The sequence below is a fragment of the Seonamhaeicola sp. NFXS20 genome (assembly GCF_049132085.1).
GTDB lineage: Bacteria > Bacteroidota > Bacteroidia > Flavobacteriales > Flavobacteriaceae > Seonamhaeicola.
Genome location: NZ_JAFMPU010000013.1, coordinates 91,801 through 116,494, shown reverse-complemented (window position 1 = coordinate 116,494; position 24,694 = coordinate 91,801). Strand labels below are relative to the sequence as shown.

The 24,694-nt window shown below is 31.7% G+C and carries 20 protein-coding genes; 14 read left to right on the top strand and 6 right to left on the bottom strand.

Translation table 11 applies throughout. From position 1 onward, the window contains the following. Window positions 1-30: 30 nt before the first annotated feature. A complete protein-coding gene (locus tag J1D01_RS15495; RefSeq protein ID WP_421151478.1) occupies window positions 31-1,305 on the bottom strand; it encodes a UDP-N-acetylmuramoyl-tripeptide--D-alanyl-D-alanine ligase in 1,275 nt (424 codons plus the stop codon). Window positions 1,306-1,393: 88 nt separating this feature from the next. Continuing rightward, complete coding sequence (gene gldJ / locus J1D01_RS15490) at window positions 1,394-3,088, bottom strand: gliding motility lipoprotein GldJ (RefSeq protein WP_372937023.1); 1,695 nt, start codon at window positions 3,086-3,088, stop codon at window positions 1,394-1,396. Window positions 3,089-3,351: 263 nt separating this feature from the next. Between gldJ and porU the strand changes: the two genes are divergently transcribed. From porU to J1D01_RS15435, 11 genes are all read left to right on the top strand, one after another. After that, a complete protein-coding gene (gene porU / locus J1D01_RS15485) occupies window positions 3,352-7,233 on the top strand; it encodes a type IX secretion system sortase PorU (RefSeq protein ID WP_421151477.1) in 3,882 nt (1,293 codons plus the stop codon). Window positions 7,234-7,267: 34 nt separating this feature from the next. Beyond that, window positions 7,268-8,470, top strand: coding sequence for a type IX secretion system outer membrane channel protein PorV (gene porV, locus J1D01_RS15480; protein WP_421151476.1), 1,203 nt, complete (start codon window positions 7,268-7,270; stop codon window positions 8,468-8,470). A gap of 182 nt (window positions 8,471-8,652) precedes the next feature. Beyond that, window positions 8,653-9,135: a cytidine deaminase gene (cdd, locus tag J1D01_RS15475; RefSeq protein ID WP_372937026.1), complete on the top strand. Its 483-nt coding sequence runs from the start codon at window positions 8,653-8,655 to the stop codon at window positions 9,133-9,135. Between the two features lie 186 nt (window positions 9,136-9,321). Beyond that, a complete protein-coding gene (gene pdhA, locus J1D01_RS15470; RefSeq protein ID WP_372937027.1) occupies window positions 9,322-10,320 on the top strand; it encodes a pyruvate dehydrogenase (acetyl-transferring) E1 component subunit alpha in 999 nt (332 codons plus the stop codon). Between the two features lie 3 nt (window positions 10,321-10,323). Next, entirely contained in the window at window positions 10,324-11,967 is a 1,644-nt protein-coding gene (locus J1D01_RS15465; RefSeq protein ID WP_421151475.1) for a pyruvate dehydrogenase complex dihydrolipoamide acetyltransferase, read from the top strand. Window positions 11,968-12,067: 100 nt separating this feature from the next. Further along, the gene (locus tag J1D01_RS15460; protein WP_421151474.1) at window positions 12,068-13,000 is read left to right on the top strand and encodes a M28 family metallopeptidase; all 933 of its coding nucleotides are present in this window, start codon (window positions 12,068-12,070) and stop codon (window positions 12,998-13,000) included. Continuing rightward, a complete protein-coding gene (locus J1D01_RS15455; RefSeq protein ID WP_421151473.1) occupies window positions 12,993-13,676 on the top strand; it encodes an SDR family NAD(P)-dependent oxidoreductase in 684 nt (227 codons plus the stop codon). The genes J1D01_RS15460 and J1D01_RS15455 overlap by 8 nt, the downstream gene beginning before the upstream one ends. Before the next feature lie 2 nt (window positions 13,677-13,678). Next, entirely contained in the window at window positions 13,679-14,314 is a 636-nt protein-coding gene (locus J1D01_RS15450; protein ID WP_421151472.1) for an HAD family hydrolase, read from the top strand. A 132-nt stretch (window positions 14,315-14,446) separates the two neighbouring features. Next, window positions 14,447-15,013, top strand: a complete 567-nt coding sequence (locus J1D01_RS15445) for an RNA polymerase sigma factor (protein WP_372937239.1) — start codon at window positions 14,447-14,449, stop codon at window positions 15,011-15,013. Beyond that, the gene (locus J1D01_RS15440) at window positions 15,000-15,749 is read left to right on the top strand and encodes a hypothetical protein (protein WP_421151471.1); all 750 of its coding nucleotides are present in this window, start codon (window positions 15,000-15,002) and stop codon (window positions 15,747-15,749) included. The genes J1D01_RS15445 and J1D01_RS15440 overlap by 14 nt, the downstream gene beginning before the upstream one ends. A 38-nt stretch (window positions 15,750-15,787) precedes the next feature. Next, window positions 15,788-16,864 carry a hypothetical protein gene (locus J1D01_RS15435; RefSeq protein WP_421151470.1) on the top strand — a complete coding sequence of 359 codons (1,077 nt, stop codon included), beginning with the start codon at window positions 15,788-15,790 and terminating at the stop codon, window positions 16,862-16,864. Between the two features lie 77 nt (window positions 16,865-16,941). Here J1D01_RS15435 and J1D01_RS15430 read toward each other — a convergent pair whose 3' ends face one another. Then, complete coding sequence (locus J1D01_RS15430; protein WP_421151469.1) at window positions 16,942-18,987, bottom strand: hypothetical protein; 2,046 nt, start codon at window positions 18,985-18,987, stop codon at window positions 16,942-16,944. A gap of 140 nt (window positions 18,988-19,127) precedes the next feature. Between J1D01_RS15430 and dnaG the strand changes: the two genes are divergently transcribed. Then, window positions 19,128-21,086, top strand: coding sequence for a DNA primase (gene dnaG / locus J1D01_RS15425; RefSeq protein WP_421151468.1), 1,959 nt, complete (start codon window positions 19,128-19,130; stop codon window positions 21,084-21,086). Here the strand turns inward: dnaG and J1D01_RS15420 are convergent. Further along, on the bottom strand, window positions 21,081-21,713 hold the full coding sequence (locus J1D01_RS15420) for a response regulator (RefSeq protein ID WP_372937244.1): 633 nt from the start codon (window positions 21,711-21,713) through the stop codon (window positions 21,081-21,083). The genes dnaG and J1D01_RS15420 overlap by 6 nt on opposite strands. A 98-nt stretch (window positions 21,714-21,811) precedes the next feature. After that, on the bottom strand, window positions 21,812-22,600 hold the full coding sequence (gene nadE, locus J1D01_RS15415) for an NAD(+) synthase (protein WP_421151467.1): 789 nt from the start codon (window positions 22,598-22,600) through the stop codon (window positions 21,812-21,814). Window positions 22,601-22,692: 92 nt separating this feature from the next. Between nadE and gldB the strand changes: the two genes are divergently transcribed. Beyond that, window positions 22,693-23,655, top strand: a complete 963-nt coding sequence (gldB, locus tag J1D01_RS15410; RefSeq protein ID WP_372937246.1) for a gliding motility lipoprotein GldB — start codon at window positions 22,693-22,695, stop codon at window positions 23,653-23,655. Further along, window positions 23,655-23,990, top strand: a complete 336-nt coding sequence (gene gldC, locus J1D01_RS15405) for a gliding motility protein GldC (RefSeq protein ID WP_372937247.1) — start codon at window positions 23,655-23,657, stop codon at window positions 23,988-23,990. Before gldB ends, gldC begins: the two co-directional genes overlap by 1 nt. A 66-nt stretch (window positions 23,991-24,056) precedes the next feature. Here gldC and def read toward each other — a convergent pair whose 3' ends face one another. Further along, the gene (gene def, locus J1D01_RS15400) at window positions 24,057-24,692 is read right to left on the bottom strand and encodes a peptide deformylase (protein ID WP_372937248.1); all 636 of its coding nucleotides are present in this window, start codon (window positions 24,690-24,692) and stop codon (window positions 24,057-24,059) included. Window positions 24,693-24,694: the final 2 nt, after the last annotated feature.

Genomic DNA, 24,694 nt, shown 5'->3' with positions numbered 1-24,694 from the left:
TTTTTAAATTAAAAACAGCACTTTCTTTTTTTATAATAAATCAAGAATTCTTTCTAAAGCCATTCCTCTAGAACCTTTAATTAAAATTATTGTTTTATTAAGTTTAGAAATATCAAAATTAGTTTTAAAAGAATTAAACGATTTAAATTTTGAAGCTTTAGTTAAATTAACATTGGTTTTATAGAAGTTTTCTCCAACAAATATTAATTTATTTAAGTTTAGAGATATAGCTAAATCAACTATGTTTTGATGTTCAATTTTCGCTTCGTTTCCCAATTCAAACATATCTCCTAAAATAGCAGTTTTATTACCAGATTGCTTCTCAAAATTTAATAAAGCAGCTTTCATACTACTAGGGTTGGCATTGTATGCATCTAGTATTATTTTGATGTTTCCTTTGTTTATTATTTGTGAACGATTGTTAGAAGGTATGTAATTTTCAATAGCACCTTTAATAGCTGTATCATCAACTTTAAAATAATTGCCAATAGCAATAGCTGCCGCAATATTATTGAAATTATATTCGCCAATTAAATGGCTTTCAATAGCTAAATTATTGTAGTGCACTTTTACATAAGGTAGAGCATCAATTAATGATATTACTACATTAGATGATTTATTTCCAAAACTATAGGTTTTTGCGTTAATTGTTTTTTCAAGTTGAATGACATCATTGGTATTAACGAAAACAGTTTTATTGTTAAGAATTAAATAATTATACATTTCGCTTTTGCCTTTTATAACACCTTTAATACCACCAAAGCCTTCTAAATGTGCTTTTCCAAAATTTGTGATGTATCCATAATCAGGTTTTGCTATAGCGCATAAAAACTCAATTTCTTTTAAATGGTTAGCGCCCATTTCAACAATACCAATTTCAGTAAGGTTATTCATTGAAAGCAGCGTTAATGGTACGCCAATGTGGTTGTTTAAGTTTCCAATGGTGGCAGTAGTGTTGTATTTTTTAGATAAAACTGTGTTTATTAATTCTTTAGTTGTAGTTTTTCCATTGCTACCCGTTAAGGCAATAATAGGAATGTTTAAATAATCTCTATGAAATGACGCAAGTTTTTGTAATGCTCCTAAAACATTATCTACTAGAAAAATATTAGGGGTATTAACAAACTCTTTTTCATCAACAATTGCATATTTAGCACCTTTTTCAAGAGCTTGTTTTGCGTATATGTTACCATTAAAATTTTCGCCTTTTAGAGCGAAGAATATATCGTTTGTTTCAATTTTTCTAGTGTCTGTACTTACTTTATTACACTTTAAAAATAGCTTATGAAGTTCTTCAGTATTCAAATGATTGTAGATATAAATTTTGAATTAAAAGTATAAAAAAAGTCCTAACTAGTAGCTAGGACTTTTTAATTTATCTTAAAAAGAATGATTAATTCTTAGTTTTGGTTTTAGCTTTACTTTTAGAGCCTACACGAGACATAGCACATCTAAACCCAATATAGTCTGTTGCCATATCTTGTGGGAAGTAGCGTCTTTGTGCTGGGTCTAACCAGTATTCTCTGTCTTTCCAAGAACCACCTTTGTAAACTCTTACTTGATCGTTTATTAAAGATGTTCTGTTATTATTCTTGTCATACTCTCTAATAATGTTGCCGTTTTCATCTCTGGTAATAGTGTGTTTAGGCGAGTTGTACATTTTTCTGGTTTCAGAATCTACGTTTTCGCCATCCTCACCTTCATCATTAAAACTTTCAAAGTAACGAGAAGAGCGTTTATCTCCGTCTCTAAAGTTTATTTCATTACTTCTATCAAAGTTGGTACGTAAATAAGTTTCGTTTTCATCAACCGGAACTTGTACTATTTCACCAGGAAGATTTCTAGCAACAACTTTACCGTTTGATAGTGTATCATATTTAATATCATCTACTGTAACAATTTTTACTGAGCCATCTTCATTAATAGCATTTTTTGTATATACATTACCACGGTAGTAGTTAAAGTCGTTAAAATCATCATCAATAATAGGTCTGTAAACATCAGCAACCCATTCTGCAACATTACCTGCCATGTCATATAATCCAAAATCGTTAGGTTCGTAAGATTTTACAGCGTTAGTAATATCAGCGCCATCATCAGACCAACCTGCAATTCCACCGTAATCACCTTTTCCTTGCTTAAAGTTAGCTAATTGGTCTCCACGGTATTTTCTACTTCCGTTACGGGTATATTGACCGTCCCAAGGGTATTTTTTACGCCCTCTGTACAAATTGTAGCTTCTAATTTCACTTAATCCTAAAGCGGCGTATTCCCATTCTGTTTCAGTAGGGAGTCTGTATTTTGGCGATATAATACCAGTTTCTCGAGTAGCATAAATACCAGTTTCGTTTCCATCAGCATCTACACGTACATTTCTTCTGGCTCTTCCATCTCCATTTATAATTTCTTCATTACCGCCGTAAGTTAATGTTGGAGCGTTAATGTAAGTATCTGTATTGAAGGTAGATTCTGCATCTACATCTGTGATTTTAGCATCGCGTTTTAAATAGCCAGCTTTTTCTAAATAGTATTCGTTTACACGATCAGATCTCCAATTAGCAAACTCTACTGCTTGAATCCAACTAACACCTACAACAGGGTATTCGCCATAAGCTGGATGGCGTAAGTAATTTTCTGTCATTACTTCGTTAAAACCTAAACGGTTTCTCCAAACTAAAGTGTCTGGTAAAGCACCGTGATAAATGGCTCTAAAGTTTTCATCAGATGGAGGATAAACTCTTTTAATCCAATCTAGGTATTCCATGTACATAGCATTGGTAACCTCTGTTTCGTCCATGTAAAAAGATTGAACGTGTTGTTGTGTAGGGCTATTATTCCAATCGTGCATAACATCATCTTGAACACGACCTTTAGTAAAGGTGCCACCTTCAATAAATACTAAACCAGGAGCAGTTTCTTGCTCTTTAAAATCTGTATTGTACTGAAATCCACCTTCTCTAGAGTTTATTTGCCATCCTGTAGCTCTTGAGGTATTCTTTGAACTCGAAGATTTTTTACAACCAGTTGTAACCACTGTGAGGGCTAAAACTAATAGAATCTTGAATGCTACTACTTTTTTCATATCCATAGGTTTAAGTAAGCTAATAATATTTTGGTGCTGCAATATAAGAATTAAACCGAATAAAGCAAGCTGTTTTTTGCATTTTAACCAAAAAAAAGTGTATTTCAACCTGTTTTTGATGCTTTTTGTCGATGATTTTACTGTGTTTTATGTTTAATTAGTGTTGTAATAACGTACATTTAACGAATTTATTATTGTATTTTTGTTTCAAAAATTAAAATTGTAGTTTATTTGAATAATAACACACTTTTAATGGCGTTATTTTAGCAATGAAAGAGAAAATTTTACTGTTTTTTTTACTTATTTCTGTTTTAGGGAGTTCTCAACAGAAAACTTATACCATAGTTTGGGAGGGAACTCAAACAATCTCTGGAGGTGATTTTAGTTTTAAAATTCCATCATTTAATAAAGAAAATATAACGTTTAATTTTGATGATGGTTTATTATTTACAGACCAATGGCAAATTAATGGTGCAGTTAATGAAACTTCTATAAATATAAGTAATGTTAGGTATGCGTACATCTCAAAAAATGAATTATACGATTTAGATATATCTAAAATACCTAACACATTAGAATACAGTTTAAAAAATTCTTTTGGTAGAGATAATCAATATGCTTTTTTTCAAATAACGCCTATTATAAAAGATACCAATGGATCGTTTAAAAAAGTTACTTCATTTCAAATAAGTTACAATAATTCTAACAATGCAAAAACATTGCAAAATAGAAAATTATTAAATTCAAATGCAATATCAAATTCGGCTTTAAGTAGTGGTCAATGGTACCGTTTTTATGTTGATACTACAGGCGTATTCAAGTTGTCTAAAAACTTTTTACAGCGTTTAGGAGTAAGTGTTAATAGTGTAGATCCTAGAACCATTAAATTATATGGTAATGGTGGTAATATGATTCCGTTTTTAAATTCAGAAGTATATTCTTTTGATATAACTGAAAATGCTATAAAATTTGTTGGTGAAGCAGACGGGGTTTTTGATGATGAAGATTACATCTTGTTTTATGCGCAAGGACCAAAAGGGTATAATGCAGAAAGTAACACAAATATTAATTGTTATACAGATAAAACGTACTATTTTATAAATGTTGGTTCTGGTTATGGTAAGCGTATTCAGCCATTTTATCAACCAACAGAAACCCCAGATTTAATAATTAACACTTTTCATGATTATCAATTTCATGAAATTGATGAATATAACATAGCATCTTTAGGAAGGCGCTGGTTTGGAGATAGGTTTGATGTTGATAGCAATAAAACTTTTGACTTTAGTTTTCCAGATTTGGTAACCACAGAGCCGATTACGTTAAAAGTATATGTGGCAGCGGTGTCATCTACTACAACGTCTATGGATTTAAGTGTTAACGGAGCCAATATTACTACTTTGAGTATTGGTGCAGCTTCGTCTCCAACTTTAGCCAATGAGGCAATTTATTCTGGAGACGTAAATGTTAATTCTTCAAACATTCAAGTAGGGTTAAACTATAACAATCAAGGAAATCCAAGTGCTTTGGCATACTTAGATTATATTTCAATTGAAGCAGAACGCGCTTTGAAATTTAACGGCAATCAATTTCAATTTAAAAACAATAATGTTGCATTAGCATCTGGTATAGGGGAATACAATATTACTAACGCTTCTGATGTGTCTGAAATTTGGGATGTTACAGACATTTATAATGTTTCAAGTTTTATAAATGAAAACGCTAATGATAATATAACGTTTACCGCTACTTTAGGAAGTTTAAAAACATATGTAGTTGTAACTGCACAGGATTATTTTGAACCTAAGTTAGATTCTCAAACAACGGTGGCTAATCAAAACATTAAAGGCACTATTTTTCAAAATAGTTCTGGGAGCTTTCAAGATGTTGATTATTTAATTGTTTCGCCAGATAATATGTTAAATCAAGCAGAACGTTTGGCAGAAATTAATAGAAATCAATACAGCTTAAATGTTAAAGTGGTTTCGCTAAGTCAAATTTATAATGAATTTAGTACTGGTAATCAAGATATAGGTGCTATTAGAAACTTAGTAAAATATATTTATGACAATGCTAGCACAACAGAAAACAGAATAAAATATTTGTGTTTGTTTGGTGATACGTCTTATGATTATAAAGATAGAATTTCAAATAACACCAATATAGTACCGTCATGGCATTCTTATAATAGTTTTAATTTAACAAGTTCTTTTGTTTCAGATGATTTTTATGGCATGATGGATGATAACGAAGGTACAATGGCAACTACTGATAGATTAGATATTGCTGTGGGTAGAATTATAGCCGATACACCACAGCGAGCTACTGAATTAGTTGATAAAATAGAGTCTTATTACAAAAAAGAAGCTTTTGGAAGTTGGCGCAACAAATTTGTTGTGGTTTCAGATGATGTTGATGAAGACTGGGAAGGCATCTTACAAGAAACCACAGATGAAATAGGTAACTTAGTGTCAGAAGAGAAACCTTTTATTAATGTTGTAAAGATACATAGTGATGCTTATCAACAAGAATCTTCGGCAGGAGGTGATAGATATTCAGAAGTTACCACAGAGTTAGTAAACTCAATTGATAAAGGTGCTTTAGTGGTTAATTATTTTGGTCATGGAGGTGAAGATGGTTTAGCACAAGAACGCATTTTTTTAAAAACAGATATAGAAGGGCTTCGTAATTATTATAAGCTAAGTTGTTTTGTAACCGTAACATGTGAATTTACAAAATTTGATAATCCATATAAAGAAACAGCTGGAGAATATATTTATTGGAATGAAGAGGCAGGAGCCATTGGACTAATAACAACAACGCGTCAAATTTATGTTAATTTTGCCATAACCTTTAATAGTATACTTGGGCAGTATTTGTTTTCTTATAGTGATGATGATAACTATACAGATTATGATTATCCTTCTATGGCAGAAGCTTTAAGATTAGCAAAAGGAAATTCTTCAATTTCAAGTAACTCTCAAAGGCGTCTTATATTTTTTATAGGAGACCCTGCTATGAAATTGGCATTTCCAAAACCAAATATTAGGTTAACCACATTAAATGATGTGCCAATTGGGCAATCAACAGATACTATAAAAGCTTTAAGCCATGTTAAATTAACAGGCGAAGTTACAGATGTTTCAGGTAATGTGTTAACAGATTATAATGGGGTGCTTTCAACAACTATTTATGATAAATCTATAGATAGACAAACACTAGCTAATGATGGTACACAATTAAACGGTGAGTTAGTAACCTTAGATTTTACAACATTAGGAGAAATTATCTTTAGAGGACAGGCGTCTATAACAAATGGAATTTTCGAGTTTGATTTCATTGCTCCTAAAGATGTTGGTATACCCGTTGGCTTTGGTAAGGTTAGTTTTTATGCTGAAAATGATGAGCTTTTAGAAGATCAAACAGGAGCCAGTGTAGATATTATAAGGATTGGAGGTATTAATGAAAATGCGCCTGAAGATAATACAGGACCAGTAATTTCTCTTTACATGAACGATGAGAGTTTTGTTTCTGGAGGCATTACAAATGAATCTCCAACTTTACTAGCAAAATTAGAAGATGAAAATGGAATAAATACTGCCAGTGGTATAGGGCATGATATTATAGCAATTATTGATGGTGATGAAACAAACCCATATGTGTTAAATGATTACTATCAAACAGAAGTTGATGATTATCAAAAAGGAGTTGTAAGTTTTCCGTTTAGCGATTTAGAACCAGGGCTTCATACCTTAACCCTTAAAGCTTGGGATGTTTATAACAATTCCTCAGAAGCTGAAATTCAGTTTGTAGTATATGATCAAGATCAGGAATTAGTCATTAATAATGTACTAAATTACCCCAATCCATTTGTAAATTACACAGAATTTTGGTTCAATCACAATAGTTCAGAGTCTTTAGACGTTTCTATACAGATATTCACCGTGTCTGGTAAATTGGTTAGAACTTTAAATGGACAAACAGCCGGTGGAACCATCACTACAAGTTCCCTTTCTAGAGATATTGTTTGGGATGGTAGAGATGATTTTGGTGATAAAATAGGTAAAGGTGTATATATTTATAAATTAACAGTACACTCAAGCCTTTTAAACAAAAAAGTAGAAAAAATAGAGAAACTTGTTATACTCTAATAAAAAATTATATTTGTTAAATAAAAACTATTTCATGAAGAATCAACTATTGCTATTAATTGCCTTCGCTTTTATAGTTAAACTAAATGCACAAGAAACGATAATCTTTGAAAATCAAGATAAACGAGTTATTACTACAGGAGTTCCATTTCTCTTAATTGCGCCAGATGCTAGAGCTGCAGCTATGGGAGATATGGGAGTAGCTACTTCTGTTGATGCGTTTTCTCAACAATGGAATTCGTCTAAATATGCTTTTTCAGAAACCAAATCAGGCTTTGGAGTAAGTTATACACCATACTTAAGTAAATTGGTAAATGATATCTTTTTAGGAAATGTAACTTATTTCAATCGTTTAGATGAACGTAGTGCCTTTGCGGTAAGTTTAAAATATTTCTCTTTAGGAGATATTGAATTTGTAGCCGATGAGTTTTCAGAAGCTCTAATTCAAAGACCTAATGAGTTTACCCTAGATGCATCTTACGCTCTAAGGCTAACAGATCAATTTGCTATGTCTGTAGCAATGCGCTATTTAAGATCTGATTTAAGACTAGATGGTGTAGATGGAGATTCATCGGCAGCTAATACCTTTGGAGTAGATATTTCAGGATACTATCAAAGTGAAGAAGAAGCCTATGCAGATTTTAATGGACGTTGGAGAGCAGGCTTCGCTATACAAAATATTGGGCCTAAATTTAAATATGATGATGGCGGACAAGAAAATTTCCAGCCAACTAATTTACGTTTAGGAGGTGGTTTCGACTTTATTTTTGATAATTACAATAAAGTTTCAGTAACTGCTGAAGTAGCTAAATTATTAGTGCCAACACCACCTGTTTATGGTTATGTTGATACAGATGGCGATGAAACCCAAGACACCGATGAACCAACTATTATAGTAGAAGGTAAAGATCCAGACGTTAGCTTTCTTTCAGGAATGTTTCAATCGTTTGGAGATGCCCCCGATGGTTTTAGTGAAGAGTTAAAAGAGTTTACTTGGGCATTAGGAGCAGAATATTTATATCAAGACTCTTTTGCATTTAGAGCAGGTTATTTTAATGAAAGTGAAGATAAAGGTGCTAGAAAATTTTTGGCATTAGGAGCTGGTTTTAAAGCAAATGTTGTAAATATAGATTTATCATACTTGTTTTCAGCATCAAAAATACAAAGCCCATTAGAAAACACACTTCGTTTTTCTTTAACATTTAATATAGGTGAAGGAGAATACCAAGAATATTAATAAATCATAAAAATATCTAACACATATCAAAAACTATTGTCTATGGCAATAGTTTTTTTGTCTAAAAATGTTTCTTAATTTTATAAGAATGAAATATGCCACATCAACTAAAGTTTTTATTATTCACCTCAATGTTTAATGGTAATTACATCTGACTTTACAGAAACAATAAAAAAAAACAGATGAAAGAAATAAAAATAGAATCTAATTTTTTTGTTTATCAAAACCTAGAAACACTTCCCAAAGATGTTTTTTCATTACTACAAGAAGCTAAAGAAGCCCGTAAAAAGGCTTATGCACCATATTCAAAATTTCAAGTAGGCGCTGCAATACTGCTAGAAAACGGAGAAATAATTACAGGAAGTAACCAAGAAAATGCATCGTACCCATCTGGTTTGTGTGCAGAAAGAACAGCTATTTATTATGCAGGTTCTCAATTCCCAAACATAAAAATACTCAAAATGGCTATTGTAGCTGGCTCTACAAAAAAAGTTACAGATAAGCCAATTCCGCCCTGTGGAGCTTGTAGGCAAGCAATAGCAGAGTACGAGATAAAACAAGATTTGCCTATCGAAATCTATTTCATGGGAGAAAAAGGTAAGATTGTTAAGTCAAATTCGCTAGCTAATTTATTACCATTGGTTTTTGATAAATCTGTATTATAGTTGTGTTAAGAATAGGTTACATTAAAATTCTTATATGTTTCATATTAAAAAATTAGCAAATTGGTAATATTGTTTGTTTAGAGTCATTTTTTTGATATTTTTTTTAGTTTAATGAAATTAGATTTTTACAATAATAACCAATGTATTACTTTTGTATTCCGCTTAATTAAAACCTTTTATTAGTCGATGCAAAAAATCACTAAAGAAACATACCTAAATTGGTATGAAGAGATGCTGTTCTGGAGAAAGTTTGAAGATAAACTAGCAGCAGTTTACATACAGCAAAAAGTTAGAGGATTTCTTCACTTATACAATGGTCAAGAAGCTGTGTTAGCAGGAGCTTTACATGCTATGGATTTGACCAAAGATAAAATGATAACGGCTTATAGAAACCACGTACAGCCAATAGGTATGGGAGAAGATCCAAAACGAGTTATGGCTGAGTTATACGGGAAAGCAACCGGAACCTCAAAAGGTATGGGAGGGTCTATGCATATTTTCTCAAAAGAACACCGTTTTTACGGAGGTCATGGTATTGTTGGTGGTCAAATTCCTTTAGGAGCTGGTATAGCTTTTGGAGATAAATACCACGGAAGAGATGCTGTAACACTTTGTTGTTTTGGTGACGGTGCTGCAAGACAAGGATCGTTACATGAAACCTTTAATTTAGCAATGCTTTGGAATTTACCAGTTGTTTTTGTTTGTGAAAACAATGGGTATGCAATGGGTACTTCTGTAGAACGTACTGCAAACCACGAAGACATTTGGAAATTAGGTTTAGGGTATGAAATGCCTTCTGCACCTGTTGATGGTATGAATCCTGTAAAAGTTGCCGAAGCCTTTGATGAAGCTATTCAACGAGCTAGAAAAGGTGGTGGGCCATCATTTTTAGAATTAAAAACTTACCGATACAGAGGACACTCTATGAGTGATGCTCAACATTATAGAACGAAGGCTGAAGTAGAAGAATACAAAAAAATAGACCCTATTACACAGGTTAAAGATGTTATTCTTGAAAAGAAATACGCAACAGAAGAAGACATTAAAGCTATTGATAAGCGTGTAAAAGAAAGAGTAGCAGAATGCGAAAAGTTTGCAGAGGAATCTCCATTCCCAGAAAAGCAACAACTTTACGATATGGTTTACGAACAAGAAGACTATCCATTTATACAACATAAATTATAAACTATGGCAATAGTAGTAAATATGCCACGTTTAAGCGATACCATGGAAGAAGGTACCGTAGCTTCGTGGTTAAAAAAAGTAGGAGATAAAGTAGAAGAAGGTGATATTTTAGCTGAAATAGAAACAGACAAAGCCACTATGGAGTTTGAGTCTTTTAATGAAGGGACTTTACTTTATATTGGAGTTCAAGAAGGTGAAACCACTAAAGTAGACGAGCTTTTAGCTATTATAGGAGAAGAAGGAGAAGATATTTCTGCTTTATTAAATGGAGGAGATACTCCAGCTGAAGAAAGTAAAGAAGCAGTAGCAGAACCTGCCAAAGCAGAAACTTCTGAGCCTGTTACCGAAGAAAAACAAGAAACAACAACAGTTAATATACCAGAAGGTGTTGTAGTAGTAACTATGCCACGCTTAAGTGATACCATGGAAGAAGGAACGGTAGCACTTTGGATTAAAAAAGTAGGTGATACTGTTGAAGAAGGAGATATTCTAGCTGAAATTGAAACAGATAAAGCTACTATGGAATTTGAATCATTCCAATCAGGTACGCTACTTTATATTGGGTTACAAGAAGGAGAATCCGCAAAGGTAGATGAACTTTTAGCAATAATAGGACCTGCTGGAACAGATGTTTCAGATGTAGCTAAAAACTTTAAATCTGTAGCTAGTACAGAAGCAGAAGCACCAAAGGTAGAAGCGCCAAAACCAGTTGCAGCTGCACCTAAGGCTGAAGAAGCTCCTAAAGTTGAAGCAAAAAAGGAAGCTCCAAAACCTAAAAAACCAGCTAAACCTGGAGAAAGAATATTAGCGTCTCCTTTGGCTAAAAAAATGGCCGAAGAAAGAGGTATTAATTTAGCTCATATAACAGGTACTGGTGAAAATGGAAGAATAGTAAAATTTGATATAGAGAATTTTGTACCAGGTTCTTCTGCAGGAGCTGTTGGTAAATATGTGCCAACAGGTCAAGAAGATTATGAAGATGTTCCTAATTCTCAAATGCGTAAGGCAATTGCTAAATCACTAACTAAATCAAAATTCTCAGCGCCACACTATTATCTAGCAGTAGAATTTGATATGGATAACGCTATTGCTTTCCGTAAGCAATTCAATTCTATTCCAGATACTAAGATTTCGTTTAACGATATGGTTGTTAAAGCTTGTGCTTTAGCATTAAAAGAACATCCTCAAGTAAATTCACAGTGGTTTGATGATAAAATGCGTTTAAATAACCATGTACATATTGGGGTAGCGGTGGCTGTTCCAGACGGATTAGTTGTACCTGTTGTGCGTTTTGCTAATGAACAATCATTACCACAAATTGGAGCAGAGGTTAAAGAATTAGCTGGTAAAGCAAGAAATAAGAAATTAACTCCAGATGAAATGTCTGGTAGTACATTTACAGTTTCTAACTTAGGAATGTTTGGTATAGATTATTTTACATCTATTATCAATCAGCCAAATTCAGCAATTCTATCTGTTGGAGCCATTGTACAAAAACCAGTGGTAAAAGAAGGACAAATTGTAGTAGGTAATACTATGAAATTAACCCTTGCTTGTGATCACAGAACTGTTGATGGTGCTACAGGTGCTCAATTCCTTCAAACATTAAAAGGGTATATTGAAAACCCAGTAACAATGCTAGTTTAAAATAGAAATAAGTTCGCTATAGTGCGAACTATCTAAATAAAAAAAACCTGCTTCTTTTTGAAGTAGGTTTTTTTATCTTTAATTTTTTAATATTTAATATATGAGAAAGATATTAAGCATTTGTTCTCTATTACTAGTATTAAGTTGTAAATCTCAATCTGTACTTCCCGAGTCAGATAGTGTTAAAAAGACTTTAGAATATTTAGCTTCAGATGAATTGGAAGGAAGAAATACGGGCTCTAAAGGAATTGAAAAAGCAGCTGTATATATAGAAGAATTTTTTAAAAAACATAAGGTGAAACCTTACTTTAAAACTTACAGAGATAGCTTTAATATTAATAATATTATAGGTTATAATATTGTAGGGTTTATTGAAGGCAATGACCCTAAATTAAAAGATGAGTTTGTTATTCTTGGGGCGCATTATGATCATATTGGTATTGTTGAAGAAGTAAATGGAGACACTATTGCAAATGGTGCCAATGATGATGCTTCTGGAACAGTTGCGGTTATGGAGTGGGCTAAATATTTTTCTAAATCTAAAAGTAATAAACGTAGCTTATTGTTTACCTTATTTTCTGCAGAAGAAATGGGGTTAAAAGGTTCAGAGCATCTTGCAGAACGGTTAAAGAAAAGGAATATAGATTTGTATACCATGATTAATTTTGAAATGATGGGTGTACCTAGAAATTCTGGTAATAAATTAAGTTATATAACAGGATATAATAAATCTAATATTGCCGAAAAATTAAATATGTATGCAGGCGAGTCTTTAGTTGGGTTTTTACCTCAAGCTCAAAAGTATAAATTATTTAAACGTTCTGATAACTTCCCATTTTTTAATCAATTTAAGGTACCAGCGCATGCTATTTCTACCTTCGACTTTACAAATTTTGATTACTATCATCATGTAGATGATGAATCTAATAAAATGGATTTCAATCACATGACGAACTTTATTAATAAAATGATTCCTGCTATTGAAGGAATGACTAATAGTATGTCTAAAGAAATTAAAATGAATAATGAGTAAAAATGTCATCATTACAGGAACCAGCAGAGGCATTGGTTTTGAACTAGTAAAACTATTTGCAAAAGCAGGTCATAAAGTTTTAGCCTTATCTAGAAACGAAAAGCCCGTTTTTGAGCTTCCGTTTGATAATGTAACCACTTTCCCTTTCGATTTAAGTAACCCATTAGATTATAAAAGAGTTGAAACGTTTTTAGAACTAAAATTTAAAAAGGTTGATATTCTTATAAATAATGCAGGAACGCTTTTAAATAAACCATTTTTAGAAACTACTATTGAAGATTTTGAACAGGTATATAAAACCAATGTATTTGGAGTTTCAGAAATGATAAGAACCAGTATGCCATTCATGAATAAAAGTAGTCATGTGGTAACTATTAGTTCTATGGGTGGTGTGCAAGGAAGCATGAAATTTCCGGGATTAGCAGCTTACAGTTCTAGTAAGGGAGCTGTAATAACTTTATCAGAACTTTTAGCCGAAGAATACAAAGAAACAGGCCCTAGTTTTAATGTATTAGCACTGGGAGCAGTACAAACCGAAATGCTAGAAGAAGCTTTTCCTGGTTATCAAGCCCCAATAAACGCTTTAGATATGGCAGAATATATCTTCAATTTTTCACTCACCGGAAACAAATATTATAATGGTAAGTTGTTGCAAGTTTCAAATTCTACACCTTAGTTATGAGTAAATACAAATGTATAATCTTTGATTGTGATGGAGTTTTGGTTGACAGCGAAGTCATCAGCAATCAAGTTTTAGTTGATATGGCCAATGAGTATGGCGCTAATATTAATTTAGAATATGCCTTTAAGTACTTTAAAGGAAGTTATATTGATGCCTGTTTAGAAAGAATAAAAAAACTGGCTAAAAAACCTGTAAGCAACAGTTTTATTGAAGAATATAGAAACAGAAGTTTTGCCGCTTTTAAAGAAAATATGGAGCCCGTTAAAGAAATTCATCATGTTTTAGATAATTTAAGCTTGCCATTTTGTGTGGCTTCTAGCGGACCTGAAGAAAAAATTAAACTTAATTTAGAATTAACAAACCTTCTACCTTATTTTGAAGGTAAAATATTTAGCTGTTATGCTATTCAAAAATGGAAACCCGCACCAGATGTGTTTTTATGGGCCTCAAAAACCATGGGTTTTAAACCAGAAGAATGTTTGGTAATAGAAGATAGTTTATCTGGAATTAAAGCTGCTATTAATGGAGGTTTTGATGTTTTTGGATACACAGCTCGCGATTATAAAAATGAATTAAAAGACCATGCTACCAAAACTTTCAATAACATGGAAGCGCTTTTACAACTAATTTAATTTATAAATATTAATATTGTAACTTACTGATAAGCAGTAAATATTTTAGCTTTCAAAATATTTTTTAAACTTAAGGCAACCATTTGCATAAAATTTGCGTCTGTAATAGTATAAAGCCAAATGAAACCTTTTTTGAAAGTTATACAACTCCACAAGAACGAATCTGCTCTCATTAAAAGAGCTGTTAAAAACAATCGTGAGGCGCAACACGTATTGTTTGAGTTGCATGCACCAAAAATGTTAAGCGTTTGTAGGTATTATTTAAAAAATGTACAACATGCTGAAGAAGCAATGCTTAACGGATTTTTTAAAGTTTTTTCAAATTTAAAAAGCTATAAATCTGAAGGAAGTTTTGAAGGCTGGGTAAGACGTATTATGGTACGCGAATCTATTTCTATGCTAAGGAAGCAAAAAAAAATTGAGCTTCCTTTTGATGAGATTGATATTAAAAATGAGCATACTAATAGTATCAATACAGATATTGAAGTAGCTGAAATACAGCAACACATTGATGCACTCCCCGAAGGTTATAAATTAGTATTTGTTATGTATGCCATTGAGGGGTATAAACATTATGAAATAGCAGAAATCCTTAACATTAGTTTAGGTACATCAAAATCGCAATTATTTAAAGCCAGAAAAATGCTGCAAGAACGAATTAGAAAATCTAATAAAACAACAAGTTATGGCACCAGTTAATTTTGATAAACATATAAAAGACAAGCTAGAAGATAGAAAGTTAACCCCTTCAGTCAATGCTTGGGATAAATTGTCAGAACGGTTAGAAGCTAATGAAAAAAAGAAACACGTTAATTTATACTGGTGGTGCGGTGTTGCTGCAAGCATAGTAGGTGTGTTGTTTGTAGTATCTCAACTAGTGGGTAATAAACAAGAAATTATAGAGCCACAAGTAGTTAAAAATCCAAAGGTTAATGATATTGAAGTATTAGAACAGAAACCATTATATAGTTCAGACCAAAAACAAACCCAAGAGGAAGTAGTAACTACCCCAAAAACAGAAATTAAAATAAAAGATGAATCACCAGTAAAAAGCGTGGGGCCAATTTTAAATAAAATTCCTGTAGTAGTTTCAGAAAATATAAAATCATCAAAAACTATTAAACCAGAACAACAATTAAAAGAAGCATTAACCTTTGAAGAACAAAAAATACAGGAAGTAGTGGCGCAAGTTAAAGAGCTAAAAGAACAAAAGACTCAAGTAACAGATGCAGAAATTGAAGAGTTATTGCAAAAGGCACAAAGAGAAATTGTTTTTACAAAACGCCATAATGAAAGTAACACAATTGTTGATGCTAATAAGCTACTTCAAGAGGTTGAAACCGATTTAGATAAATCTTTCAGAACTAAAGTTTTTGAAGCTTTAAAGGCAAGTTACGGTACGGTAAAAACAGCAGTAGCCAATCGTAATAATTAAAAAAAATCATCATTCATCAATTAAATAAACGAACAGTTATGCAAACAATTACAAATTATTTGGCACTCATTGTGCTATGTTTATGTGTGCAACTCATCAATGCACAAGACTCTATTCCTAAGGTAAATAAAGAAAAAATAGAAACTTTAAAGGAATTTAAAGAACAAATTAATACAGAAGAGCGTGAATTTTTAAAGGTTGAAGTTGAAGCTATTAATATGAGATTAGAAAAAGGAGAAATAACTAATACAGAGGCAGAGGCTTTAAAACAAGAAGTTGCTAAAAAACGAGCTTTAAACATTGAAAATAGAATAGCAATTATTAATAATAAAATAGCTTTATTAGAACGTAATGAAGAAGGTTACCAAACTCAAAACGATGAAGATTTATCAAAAATAGGGGTTAGCATAGGAGGTGAAGGAGGTAGTTTTGCAGGGGTTAAAATAAAAAGTAAAAACAAGCCAAAAAAATATGATAAACGTACCACCAGTGATTTGGTATTGGCTTTTGGTTTAAACAACGCTATTATTGAGGGTGAAAACTTAGATGATTCTCCATATAAATTTGGTGGCTCTCGTTTTTTTGAAATTGGGTGGGCGTGGAAAACACGTGTTTTTAAAAATTCTAATTTTTTAAGGCTAAAGTATGGATATTCACTTCAAATTAATGGGTTAAAACCTAAAGACAACATGTATTTTGTAAAACAAGATAACCTAACTGTATTAGAAGAGTTTCCGTATGATTTAAAAAAATCAAAGCTATCTATCACAAATTTAGTGTTTCCCGTTCATTTTGAAATTGGTCCCTCAAAAAAAATAGAAAAAGACACTTATTTTAGGTATTCAACTGATAAACAATTTAAATTAGGTTTTGGTGGTTATGCTGGATTTAACATAGGCACACGTCAAAAATTAAAATATGAATTAGATGGAGAGCGTATAAAAGAAAAACAAAAACGTGGACTTAATACCACAGATTTGGTTTATGGCTTAAGTAGTTACATTGCTTTTGGTAATGCGGCTTTGTATGTTAAATACGATTTGTCTCCCATATTTAAAGATCAGTTAATAGATCAAAATAATATTTCTATAGGTGTCCGTTTTGATATGGATTAAATTAGTTTCTAATTATAAAAAAAGCTTCTCAGGCTTATAGGTCTGAGAAGCTTTTTTGTGTTATAATCTTGCATAAACTACCTTATTTCATATTGAACATGATAAAACCCTTCATTGTTGTTGTTAACATCTTTATCGTTAATGCTTAAATATAATTTTCCAGTAGCATTAGCAGTAATGGTTTTGTTAGAGCCTATGTAAAACCAAGAGCCTTTACTACCTATTTTTCCCATTAAAGCACCATGCTTAAAGTTTCTAACTTTATTATAGGCACTAAAACCATTAATGCCAGCTGGGGTAGAGTATCCTGCAAAAGCGCCTATTTGTATTTTACCCCAAGCTTTAAAAGTAATTTGCTGACCGGTTTTAACTAATACATCAGTTACGTTACTAAAAGAAGAAACTTTTAAAGTTTTGTAATCTGATCTTTCTGCCATTATTGGCCAATTTGCAAAGTTGTTTCTTTGAGCTCTAGCAACTAATGCCCCATTATCGTCAATTTCTAATCCATACAAAGTTCTACCACTTTTAATGTAAAAATCTTTTTTATCTGGTTTTACATTAGGGGTCATGCTGTTTTTTAGAATGTTTCTATACTCAGAGGTTAATTCTTTTGAGTATAGTTCAAAAAGTTCTCTTGTAACATTGGGTATAATCAGTTCAGTATAAGCAAAATCTTCACCATCAACAGATGTGAGTGCAGAACACTTTATTTTCATGCCCTTACTGTTCTGAAAAGTTTCATTATCTCCAGATATGGCATTGGTTCTTAAACGCATATACCTTTTATCTTCAACTAGATTAATAAAACGTTTGGCATCACTAACATTGTATTTTCCGTTAGGGTTTATTAAGCCAAGGTAAGATTGCAAGATGTAATGTAACTCTTCAAAGGTTGGTAGATTAGATTCATATTGAATACGCAATTCACTTCTTAATTTAGATACTAGTTGTTTATTAGTTCTAATTATAGCTGCTTTTTCGGCTTCTTTTTTTCTTCTTTCTTCTTCACGCTCTTTAAGTATTTGCTCTATGGCTTTTTTCCTTAATTCAATATAATTAGTTAAGGTTTTTATAGATGTATTAGCATTTGTGTTACTAGTGTATTGGTTTAATAAAGATGAAAGTTCACTTGTGGTATATAGGGTTTTGGCTTTGTTAATAATGACATCTTTTAGGTTAGCTGTATAGCCGGTTTTTTTTTGTTTGTATGTGTTTAAAAGTGTTTTAACTTCTGGTAAATAAAGATATTTTTTATAAGAAGTATTTAAATTTTTCCAGATATCATTTACACTAGTAATAGTTTTTCCTGTAAAATTTTGAGAAATTAAATTAGCTTGTTTTTTTGTGGCTAACATAGCTACCATAGATTCAGATTGTTTTTTAATATTGGCGTCTATTTGCGAAGTATGTTCTGGAGAGGCACTGCTAAATAATTGCCTGTTGTAATTTCTAAATGATTCTAGTTTATTAACAGACTGAAAACTTGGACTCAAATTATTTAATTCTGCCATTTTTTCTTCCAATGTATTGTCGGCAATTAACCGCTCATGTTCTTTAATTAAGTTGTTTAGATTATTTATTTCAGAAGGCAATAGTTTAGAATATTTATACTTTACGCTACTTTTTATTTGTAAAAGCTCATTAAAACTTACATTATTAGAAATGATTTTATTGGTGGTTTCTTTTAGGTTTTTTCTATTTTCACGTATTAAAGCCACTTCTTTTAAAACTTTAGTATAAGCCCTAGGTTGATTGAGAGCTCCCCATAAATACCAATCTAGTCTATTGGCCCATGGATACTTAGATTTTCGTTTATAAGAATTAACTTTTGAAGCCACTTTGCTTCTTTTTGAAGCACTCATTTTATCTATTGATACTCCAAAAACAGGAACAAAATAGGTGTCAGAAAGTAAGTGATGCCTTATTAAGTTGTACTTATAACTACCAGATCTTAATTTTGATTGGGTAGATTGCCATTCAATTTCAGGGAATTCTTTTTCAACAGCATAAACCCACTTTTCAAGATCTTCTCTTTTTTGAGAAAATGTATTATGAGCAACAAAAATGAATGAAGTTAAAACAAAAAATAGTTTCAAGTGAGAGGGAGTTTTAAGTTTCATAAACTATTGATTTTAAGATGTTTTTAGGTGGTTAAAACGAATTTATATGAAATTAATTACATAATCAAATTTTGAAGCCAATATATATTTCTGTAATCAATTCATTAATATTAAATTTACATTCGCTTTAAATTATAACATTGATATCACAATCATCCATAGACCAAGTTTTTGAAACCGCCAGAGTAGAGGAGGTTATAGGCGATTTTGTAAACCTTAAAAAAGCAGGTAGTAATTTTAAGGGGTTAAGCCCCTTTAGTGATGAGCGTACCCCAAGTTTTATGGTATCTCCCGTTAAACAAATCTGGAAAGACTTTAGTACGGGTAAAGGCGGTAATGTAGTTGCTTTTTTAATGGAGCACGAGCATTTTACATACCCTGAAGCCATAAAATATTTAGCAAAAAAGTACAATATTGAAATAGAAGAAACAGAGCAAACCAATGAGCAAAAAGAAGCCGCCAATGAACGTGAGAGTTTGTATTTGGTAAGTGAGTTTGCTAATAAGTACTTTCAGAATATACTACATAAAACAGATCAAGGAAAATCTATTGGGCTTAGTTATTTTAAAGAACGCGGATTTACAGACCAAACCATTAAAAAGTTTGATTTGGGTTATTCACTTGATGAATGGCAAGCCTTTACAGATGAAGCTTTAAAAAAAGGATATCAATTAGAATTTTTAGAAAAAACAGGTTTAACAATAGTTAAACCCGATAAGCATTTTGATAGGTTTAAAGGGCGTGTTATGTTTCCTATTAAAAGTATGAGTGGGCGCGTATTGGGCTTTGGAGGTAGAATTTTAGTAAACGATAAAAAAGCTGCTAAATATCTTAATTCTCCAGAGAGTGATATATACCATAAAAGCAAGGTTTTATATGGTATTTATAACGCCAAACAAAGCATTGCAAAAGAAGATAATTGTTATTTAGTTGAAGGTTATACAGATGTTATTCAGTTTCATCAAACTGGTATTACAAATGTTGTGTCTTCATCAGGAACGGCTCTAACATCAGAACAGATAAGGCTTATTAACAGGCTTACAAAAAATATTACCGTACTTTTTGATGGAGATGCGGCGGGCATGCGAGCTTCTCTTAGAGGAATTGATTTAATTCTTGAGCAAGGTATGAATGTAAAGGTATGTACTTTTCCTGAAGGCGAAGACCCCGATAGTTTTGCTAAACAAAATACTCTTGAAGAATTATCACTCTATTTAGAAAATAATGCTAAAGATTTTATTCAATTTAAAGCTTCAATCTTACATGAAGATTCTAAAGAAGATCCTATAAAAAAAGCAGAAACTGTACGTGATATTGTAAACAGTATCTCAAAAATTCCTGATAGGATAAAAAAAGAAATCTACATTCAGGAATGTGCTAGAATAATGGATATTAGTGAAGAAGTTCTATTCAGTACCTTAGCACAAATTAATAAAAAAGAATTTCAAGAAGAAAATAAAGAATACAAAAAGCAACAAAAATCATTTGAAGTTATTAAACATGAACAACCTGTAAAAAAGGTAGATGTTCAGTATTTGTTAGAACGAAAAATTATAGAAATTTTGTTGTTGTATGGTAGTAGAATAGAAAATTTTGAAGATTTAGTTTTAAAGGAAAATGATAAAGGCGATTTAATTCTAGAACCGGTTATTCAAGAAGCAAAAGTTTTTGAGAAAGTGTTTTTAGACCTTCAGGAAGATGAAATGGAATTTTCAAACCAAAGGTTTAAAACTTTGTATTACACCATTATAGATGCTTTAAATCAGAATACTGAATTCGATTTAAAAATGTTTATAAATTCTGTAGACCAAGAAACAGCAAATGAAATTACCACTATTTTAATGGATGATGAGCGCTACAGTTTAGATAATTGGAATAGAATGGAAATTTATCCAAAAGAAAAAACACATACAGTAGCACAACTAGTAAGCGAAACAATTTTAAGCCTGCGTTGCTTTTTAATAGACCAAAAGGTTAAAGAATATCAACAAAAAACATTACAAAATACCAGCGAGGTAAATAAAAATGTTCTTGAAGAAGTAAAAGACTACTCAGGCTTAAAAATGTTGTTATCTAGAAAACTTAACAGAGTGTTATAACTGCTGGGTAAGTTTAGCTTGATTAACTAAATCTACCAAATTAGTCACTTTAAGCTTACGCATTAAACGTGCTTTGTAAGTACTAACGGTTTTTTCGTTAATATCAAGTTCTTTAGAAATTTCTTTGTTTTTTCTACCTATAGTTAAAAGTTTAAGTACTTCGGCTTCTCTGGTAGATAGTTTTTTATAGAAAGATCCAGTGCTTTTTCCAACACGATTTCCAAACGCCAATTGCTGAGTTAACTCATTACTTAAATAAATACCACCTTCATGAACTTTTAAAATGGCTTCATTAATTGTAATAACATTTACCGTTTTAGAAATATAACCAGCAGCACCAGCTTTAATGGCGTTTATGGCATATACTTCTTCTGGCTGTCCACTAAAAATAATAGTTTTAATATCTGGGTAGTCATTTTTTAAATGACGTAACAGGGTTAAACCATTAAGTTTAGGAAAATCGGCTTCAGTTAAAATAATGTCAACTGGATTTTTCTTAATAAATTCAAGGATGGCCTCGCCATCGTCTACGCTTCCAACAATTTTAATGTCAGAAGAGGCTGAGAAAAGTACTTCAAGTCCTTTCCTTGTGATAGGGTGATTGTCTGCTATTAATAACTTTATCATAATTTTGGTTGTTTTGCATAATTAATTTTAGAGAGATAATTATAGTTGAGAGAATATGCAACTTCAAAAGTAGTGATTTCCTGAATACTTTACAACATTTATCTGTAATTATTAGGGATATTGCAAACTGGAATAGGAATCATTTTGTGTTTATTAGCTGTATTGAACCTTTTATATATCTTAAAAACAATTTGTTCTCTGCCTTTAAAATCAGATTCTGTTTTGCCTTCATTATCCATTTTCATAGCCCATTCAAGCTCAGGGTAAGAGGCTCCTATTTGATCTTCATCACTTCTAGCATCACCAAATAAACCATCGCTTGGGGCAGCATTCATAATAGATTCTGGTACATCTAATGCTTCACCTAATTGGTAGACTTCAGATTTTAAAAGGTCTGCTATGGGACTTAAATCTACCCCACCATCTCCGTACTTGGTGTAAAAACCAACACCAAAATCTTCAACTTTGTTTCCTGTTCCAGCTACTAAAAGTTTGTAAAGACCAGCATAATAGTAAAGCGTAGTCATTCTTAATCTAGCACGGGTATTGGCTAATGCCATATCTACAGTGGCTTGGTCTCCATCAAGAAATACTTCCGTTTTAAATTCATCAAAAACAGGGGTTAAATCGGTACGTGTATCGCTAACGTTATCAAATCTTGTTTTTAACTGTTTAATATGTTCTTGGGCTCTACTTACATGGCTTTTGGCTTGGTGTATAGGCATTTCAACAACTAAAACATTCATACCTGTTTTAGCACATAAAGTTGAAGTGACGGCAGAGTCTATGCCGCCAGAAACGCCAACTACAAATCCGTTTACGCCAGCATTTGTAGCATAATCTTTTAACCAATTAACAATATGAATAACAACTTTTTCTGTTTGCATATTAAGTGAATTTAATTCTAAGAATAGTACCTTTGCAAACAAAAATAAACGAAAGACTTAATTAATAAAAATTTATAACGTGTAAGTTTTATATGAAAAACCTATTATTATTTTTATTATTAACTGTAATTGTATATTCATGTAAAAAAAATAATCAACTTGAAAATGACATTGCACAAATAAATATTGATGTTGAAGTAGAAAGATTTGACCAATTTTTTGCAGAAACCAATGCAGAAACCCTTCCTAAAATAAAGAAAGCATACCCGTTTATGTTTTCAAAAAAATATAAAGACTCCTTTTGGTTAGCCAAGATTAATGATACATTACAACAAATGTTATCTTCAGAAGTTAATAAAACCTTTAACAATTTTAATGATACAGAAGCCGAAATTGAATCACTTTTTAATCATATAAAATATTATTTTGAAGCATTTAATCCTCCAAGAATTATTACTACTACTAGTGATGTTGATTATAGAAATAGAGTAATAGTAACAGATACTATTGCTATAATTGCTTTAGATAATTATTTAGGAAGCAATCACGAGTTTTATACTAATATCCCTAAATATATTAAAAGTCATTTTGAAAAAGAACAAATAGTAGTTGATTTAGCTACAGAATATGCCAAAAAATATATTCATCAAGCGCAAAATAAAACCTTATTAGATGAAATGATATATTTTGGGAAACAACTATATTTTAAAGATGTAATTATTCCTTTTAAAACCGAAGCACAACGCATAGGCTACACTCAAGATGAGCTAAATTGGGCAAATACCAATGAGAGTGATATATGGCGGTATTTTGTAGAACGTGAACTACTTTTTAGTACAGACTCTAAATTACCTAGTAGATTTATAAATCCAGCACCATTTACCAAATTTTATTTAGAAGATATAGATGCCGATTCTCCTGGTAGATTGGGGCAGTATATTGGTTGGAAAATGGTTAGAGCCTATATGGAACAAAATAAGGTATCACTTAAAAAAATGCTAATTACCAGTGCAGAAGAAATTTATAATAACACTAAATATAAACCTAGTAAATAATGCCTAAAACACACACCTCTAAGATAGAATTGAATGTAGAATTAGATGAAAATAGAGTGCCAGAAAAACTATTTTGGTCTGCAGAAGATGGCGGTATCACTAACCAAGAATCTAAAGCCATGATGCTTAGTGTTTGGGATTCTGAAGCGCAAGAGTCTTTACGTATAGATTTATGGACTAAAGATATGCCGGTTGATGAAATGAAAGTGTTTTTTCATCAAACTTTAGTTGCTATGAGTAATACGTTTAATAGGGCTACACAAGACGAAAAAATGACAGCTACCATGAAAGATTTTTGCGATTATTTTGCTGAAAAGTTAGAACTTAAAAAGTAAAATTATAATTAGGGCGTTCCCAAGCTATGGCTTGGGCGGGCTTTCCGCGTTACACGGTAACTTGCTTCAATCCCTAACGCGTTTAGCATCGTTAATTTCTTTATCCAAATGATCTAAATATAAGATACCATTTAAATGGTCTATTTCATGCTGAAAAATAACAGATGTAAAACCTTCAATAGTTTCAGTTTTATGCTCTGCATTAGCCGTGTCATATTCAATATTAATAGTTTTAGATCTGCAATTTAAAGTTTCTACTCTATCAGGAATAGATAAGCAACCTTCTTTTACAGTTAATTTTTCTTCAGAATATTTAGTAATCTTTGGGTTTAAGTACACTTCAAACGGAAAATTTTCTTTATCAAACCGTTGTACCCAAATAATATTTTTTAAAATACCAACTTGTGGAGCTGCAATGCCTACACCTAAAGACATGCTATCTGTTACCGTAGCATATAGTCTTTTAATTAACATTTGTTGCACCTTATCTTTAGGATTGGGTTTTATATATGCGCTTTTTGTGCGTAGTAAAACAGAATCTTTTTTATTGGTAATTTTATAAACACGCATTGGAGTTAAAGAATCTGCAGATGCAATTAAATTAATTTCTGCTTTAGAAAAACTTTTTTTTGAAGCGTTTTTAGTGCTAGAACACCCAATAATTAAAAATATTCCAAAAACTATTAAGAAACTTTTTTCCATTA

Excerpts from the sequence above, each read along its gene's own strand:
- gldJ (WP_372937023.1), bottom strand. The coding sequence starts at position 3,088 with ATGGATATGAAAAAAGTAGTAGCATTCAAGATTCTATTAGTTTTAGCC.
- porU (WP_421151477.1), top strand. The coding sequence starts at position 3,352 with ATGAAAGAGAAAATTTTACTGTTTTTTTTACTTATTTCTGTTTTAGGG.
- porV (WP_421151476.1), top strand. The coding sequence starts at position 7,268 with ATGAAGAATCAACTATTGCTATTAATTGCCTTCGCTTTTATAGTTAAA.
- cdd (WP_372937026.1), top strand. The coding sequence starts at position 8,653 with ATGAAAGAAATAAAAATAGAATCTAATTTTTTTGTTTATCAAAACCTA.
- pdhA (WP_372937027.1), top strand. The coding sequence starts at position 9,322 with ATGCAAAAAATCACTAAAGAAACATACCTAAATTGGTATGAAGAGATG.
- J1D01_RS15465 (WP_421151475.1), top strand. The coding sequence starts at position 10,324 with ATGGCAATAGTAGTAAATATGCCACGTTTAAGCGATACCATGGAAGAA.
- J1D01_RS15460 (WP_421151474.1), top strand. The coding sequence starts at position 12,068 with ATGAGAAAGATATTAAGCATTTGTTCTCTATTACTAGTATTAAGTTGT.
- J1D01_RS15455 (WP_421151473.1), top strand. The coding sequence starts at position 12,993 with ATGAGTAAAAATGTCATCATTACAGGAACCAGCAGAGGCATTGGTTTT.
- J1D01_RS15450 (WP_421151472.1), top strand. The coding sequence starts at position 13,679 with ATGAGTAAATACAAATGTATAATCTTTGATTGTGATGGAGTTTTGGTT.
- J1D01_RS15440 (WP_421151471.1), top strand. The coding sequence starts at position 15,000 with ATGGCACCAGTTAATTTTGATAAACATATAAAAGACAAGCTAGAAGAT.
- J1D01_RS15435 (WP_421151470.1), top strand. The coding sequence starts at position 15,788 with ATGCAAACAATTACAAATTATTTGGCACTCATTGTGCTATGTTTATGT.
- J1D01_RS15430 (WP_421151469.1), bottom strand. The coding sequence starts at position 18,987 with ATGAAACTTAAAACTCCCTCTCACTTGAAACTATTTTTTGTTTTAACT.
- J1D01_RS15420 (WP_372937244.1), bottom strand. The coding sequence starts at position 21,713 with ATGATAAAGTTATTAATAGCAGACAATCACCCTATCACAAGGAAAGGA.
- nadE (WP_421151467.1), bottom strand. The coding sequence starts at position 22,600 with ATGCAAACAGAAAAAGTTGTTATTCATATTGTTAATTGGTTAAAAGAT.
- gldB (WP_372937246.1), top strand. The coding sequence starts at position 22,693 with ATGAAAAACCTATTATTATTTTTATTATTAACTGTAATTGTATATTCA.
- gldC (WP_372937247.1), top strand. The coding sequence starts at position 23,655 with ATGCCTAAAACACACACCTCTAAGATAGAATTGAATGTAGAATTAGAT.
- def (WP_372937248.1), bottom strand. The coding sequence starts at position 24,692 with ATGGAAAAAAGTTTCTTAATAGTTTTTGGAATATTTTTAATTATTGGG.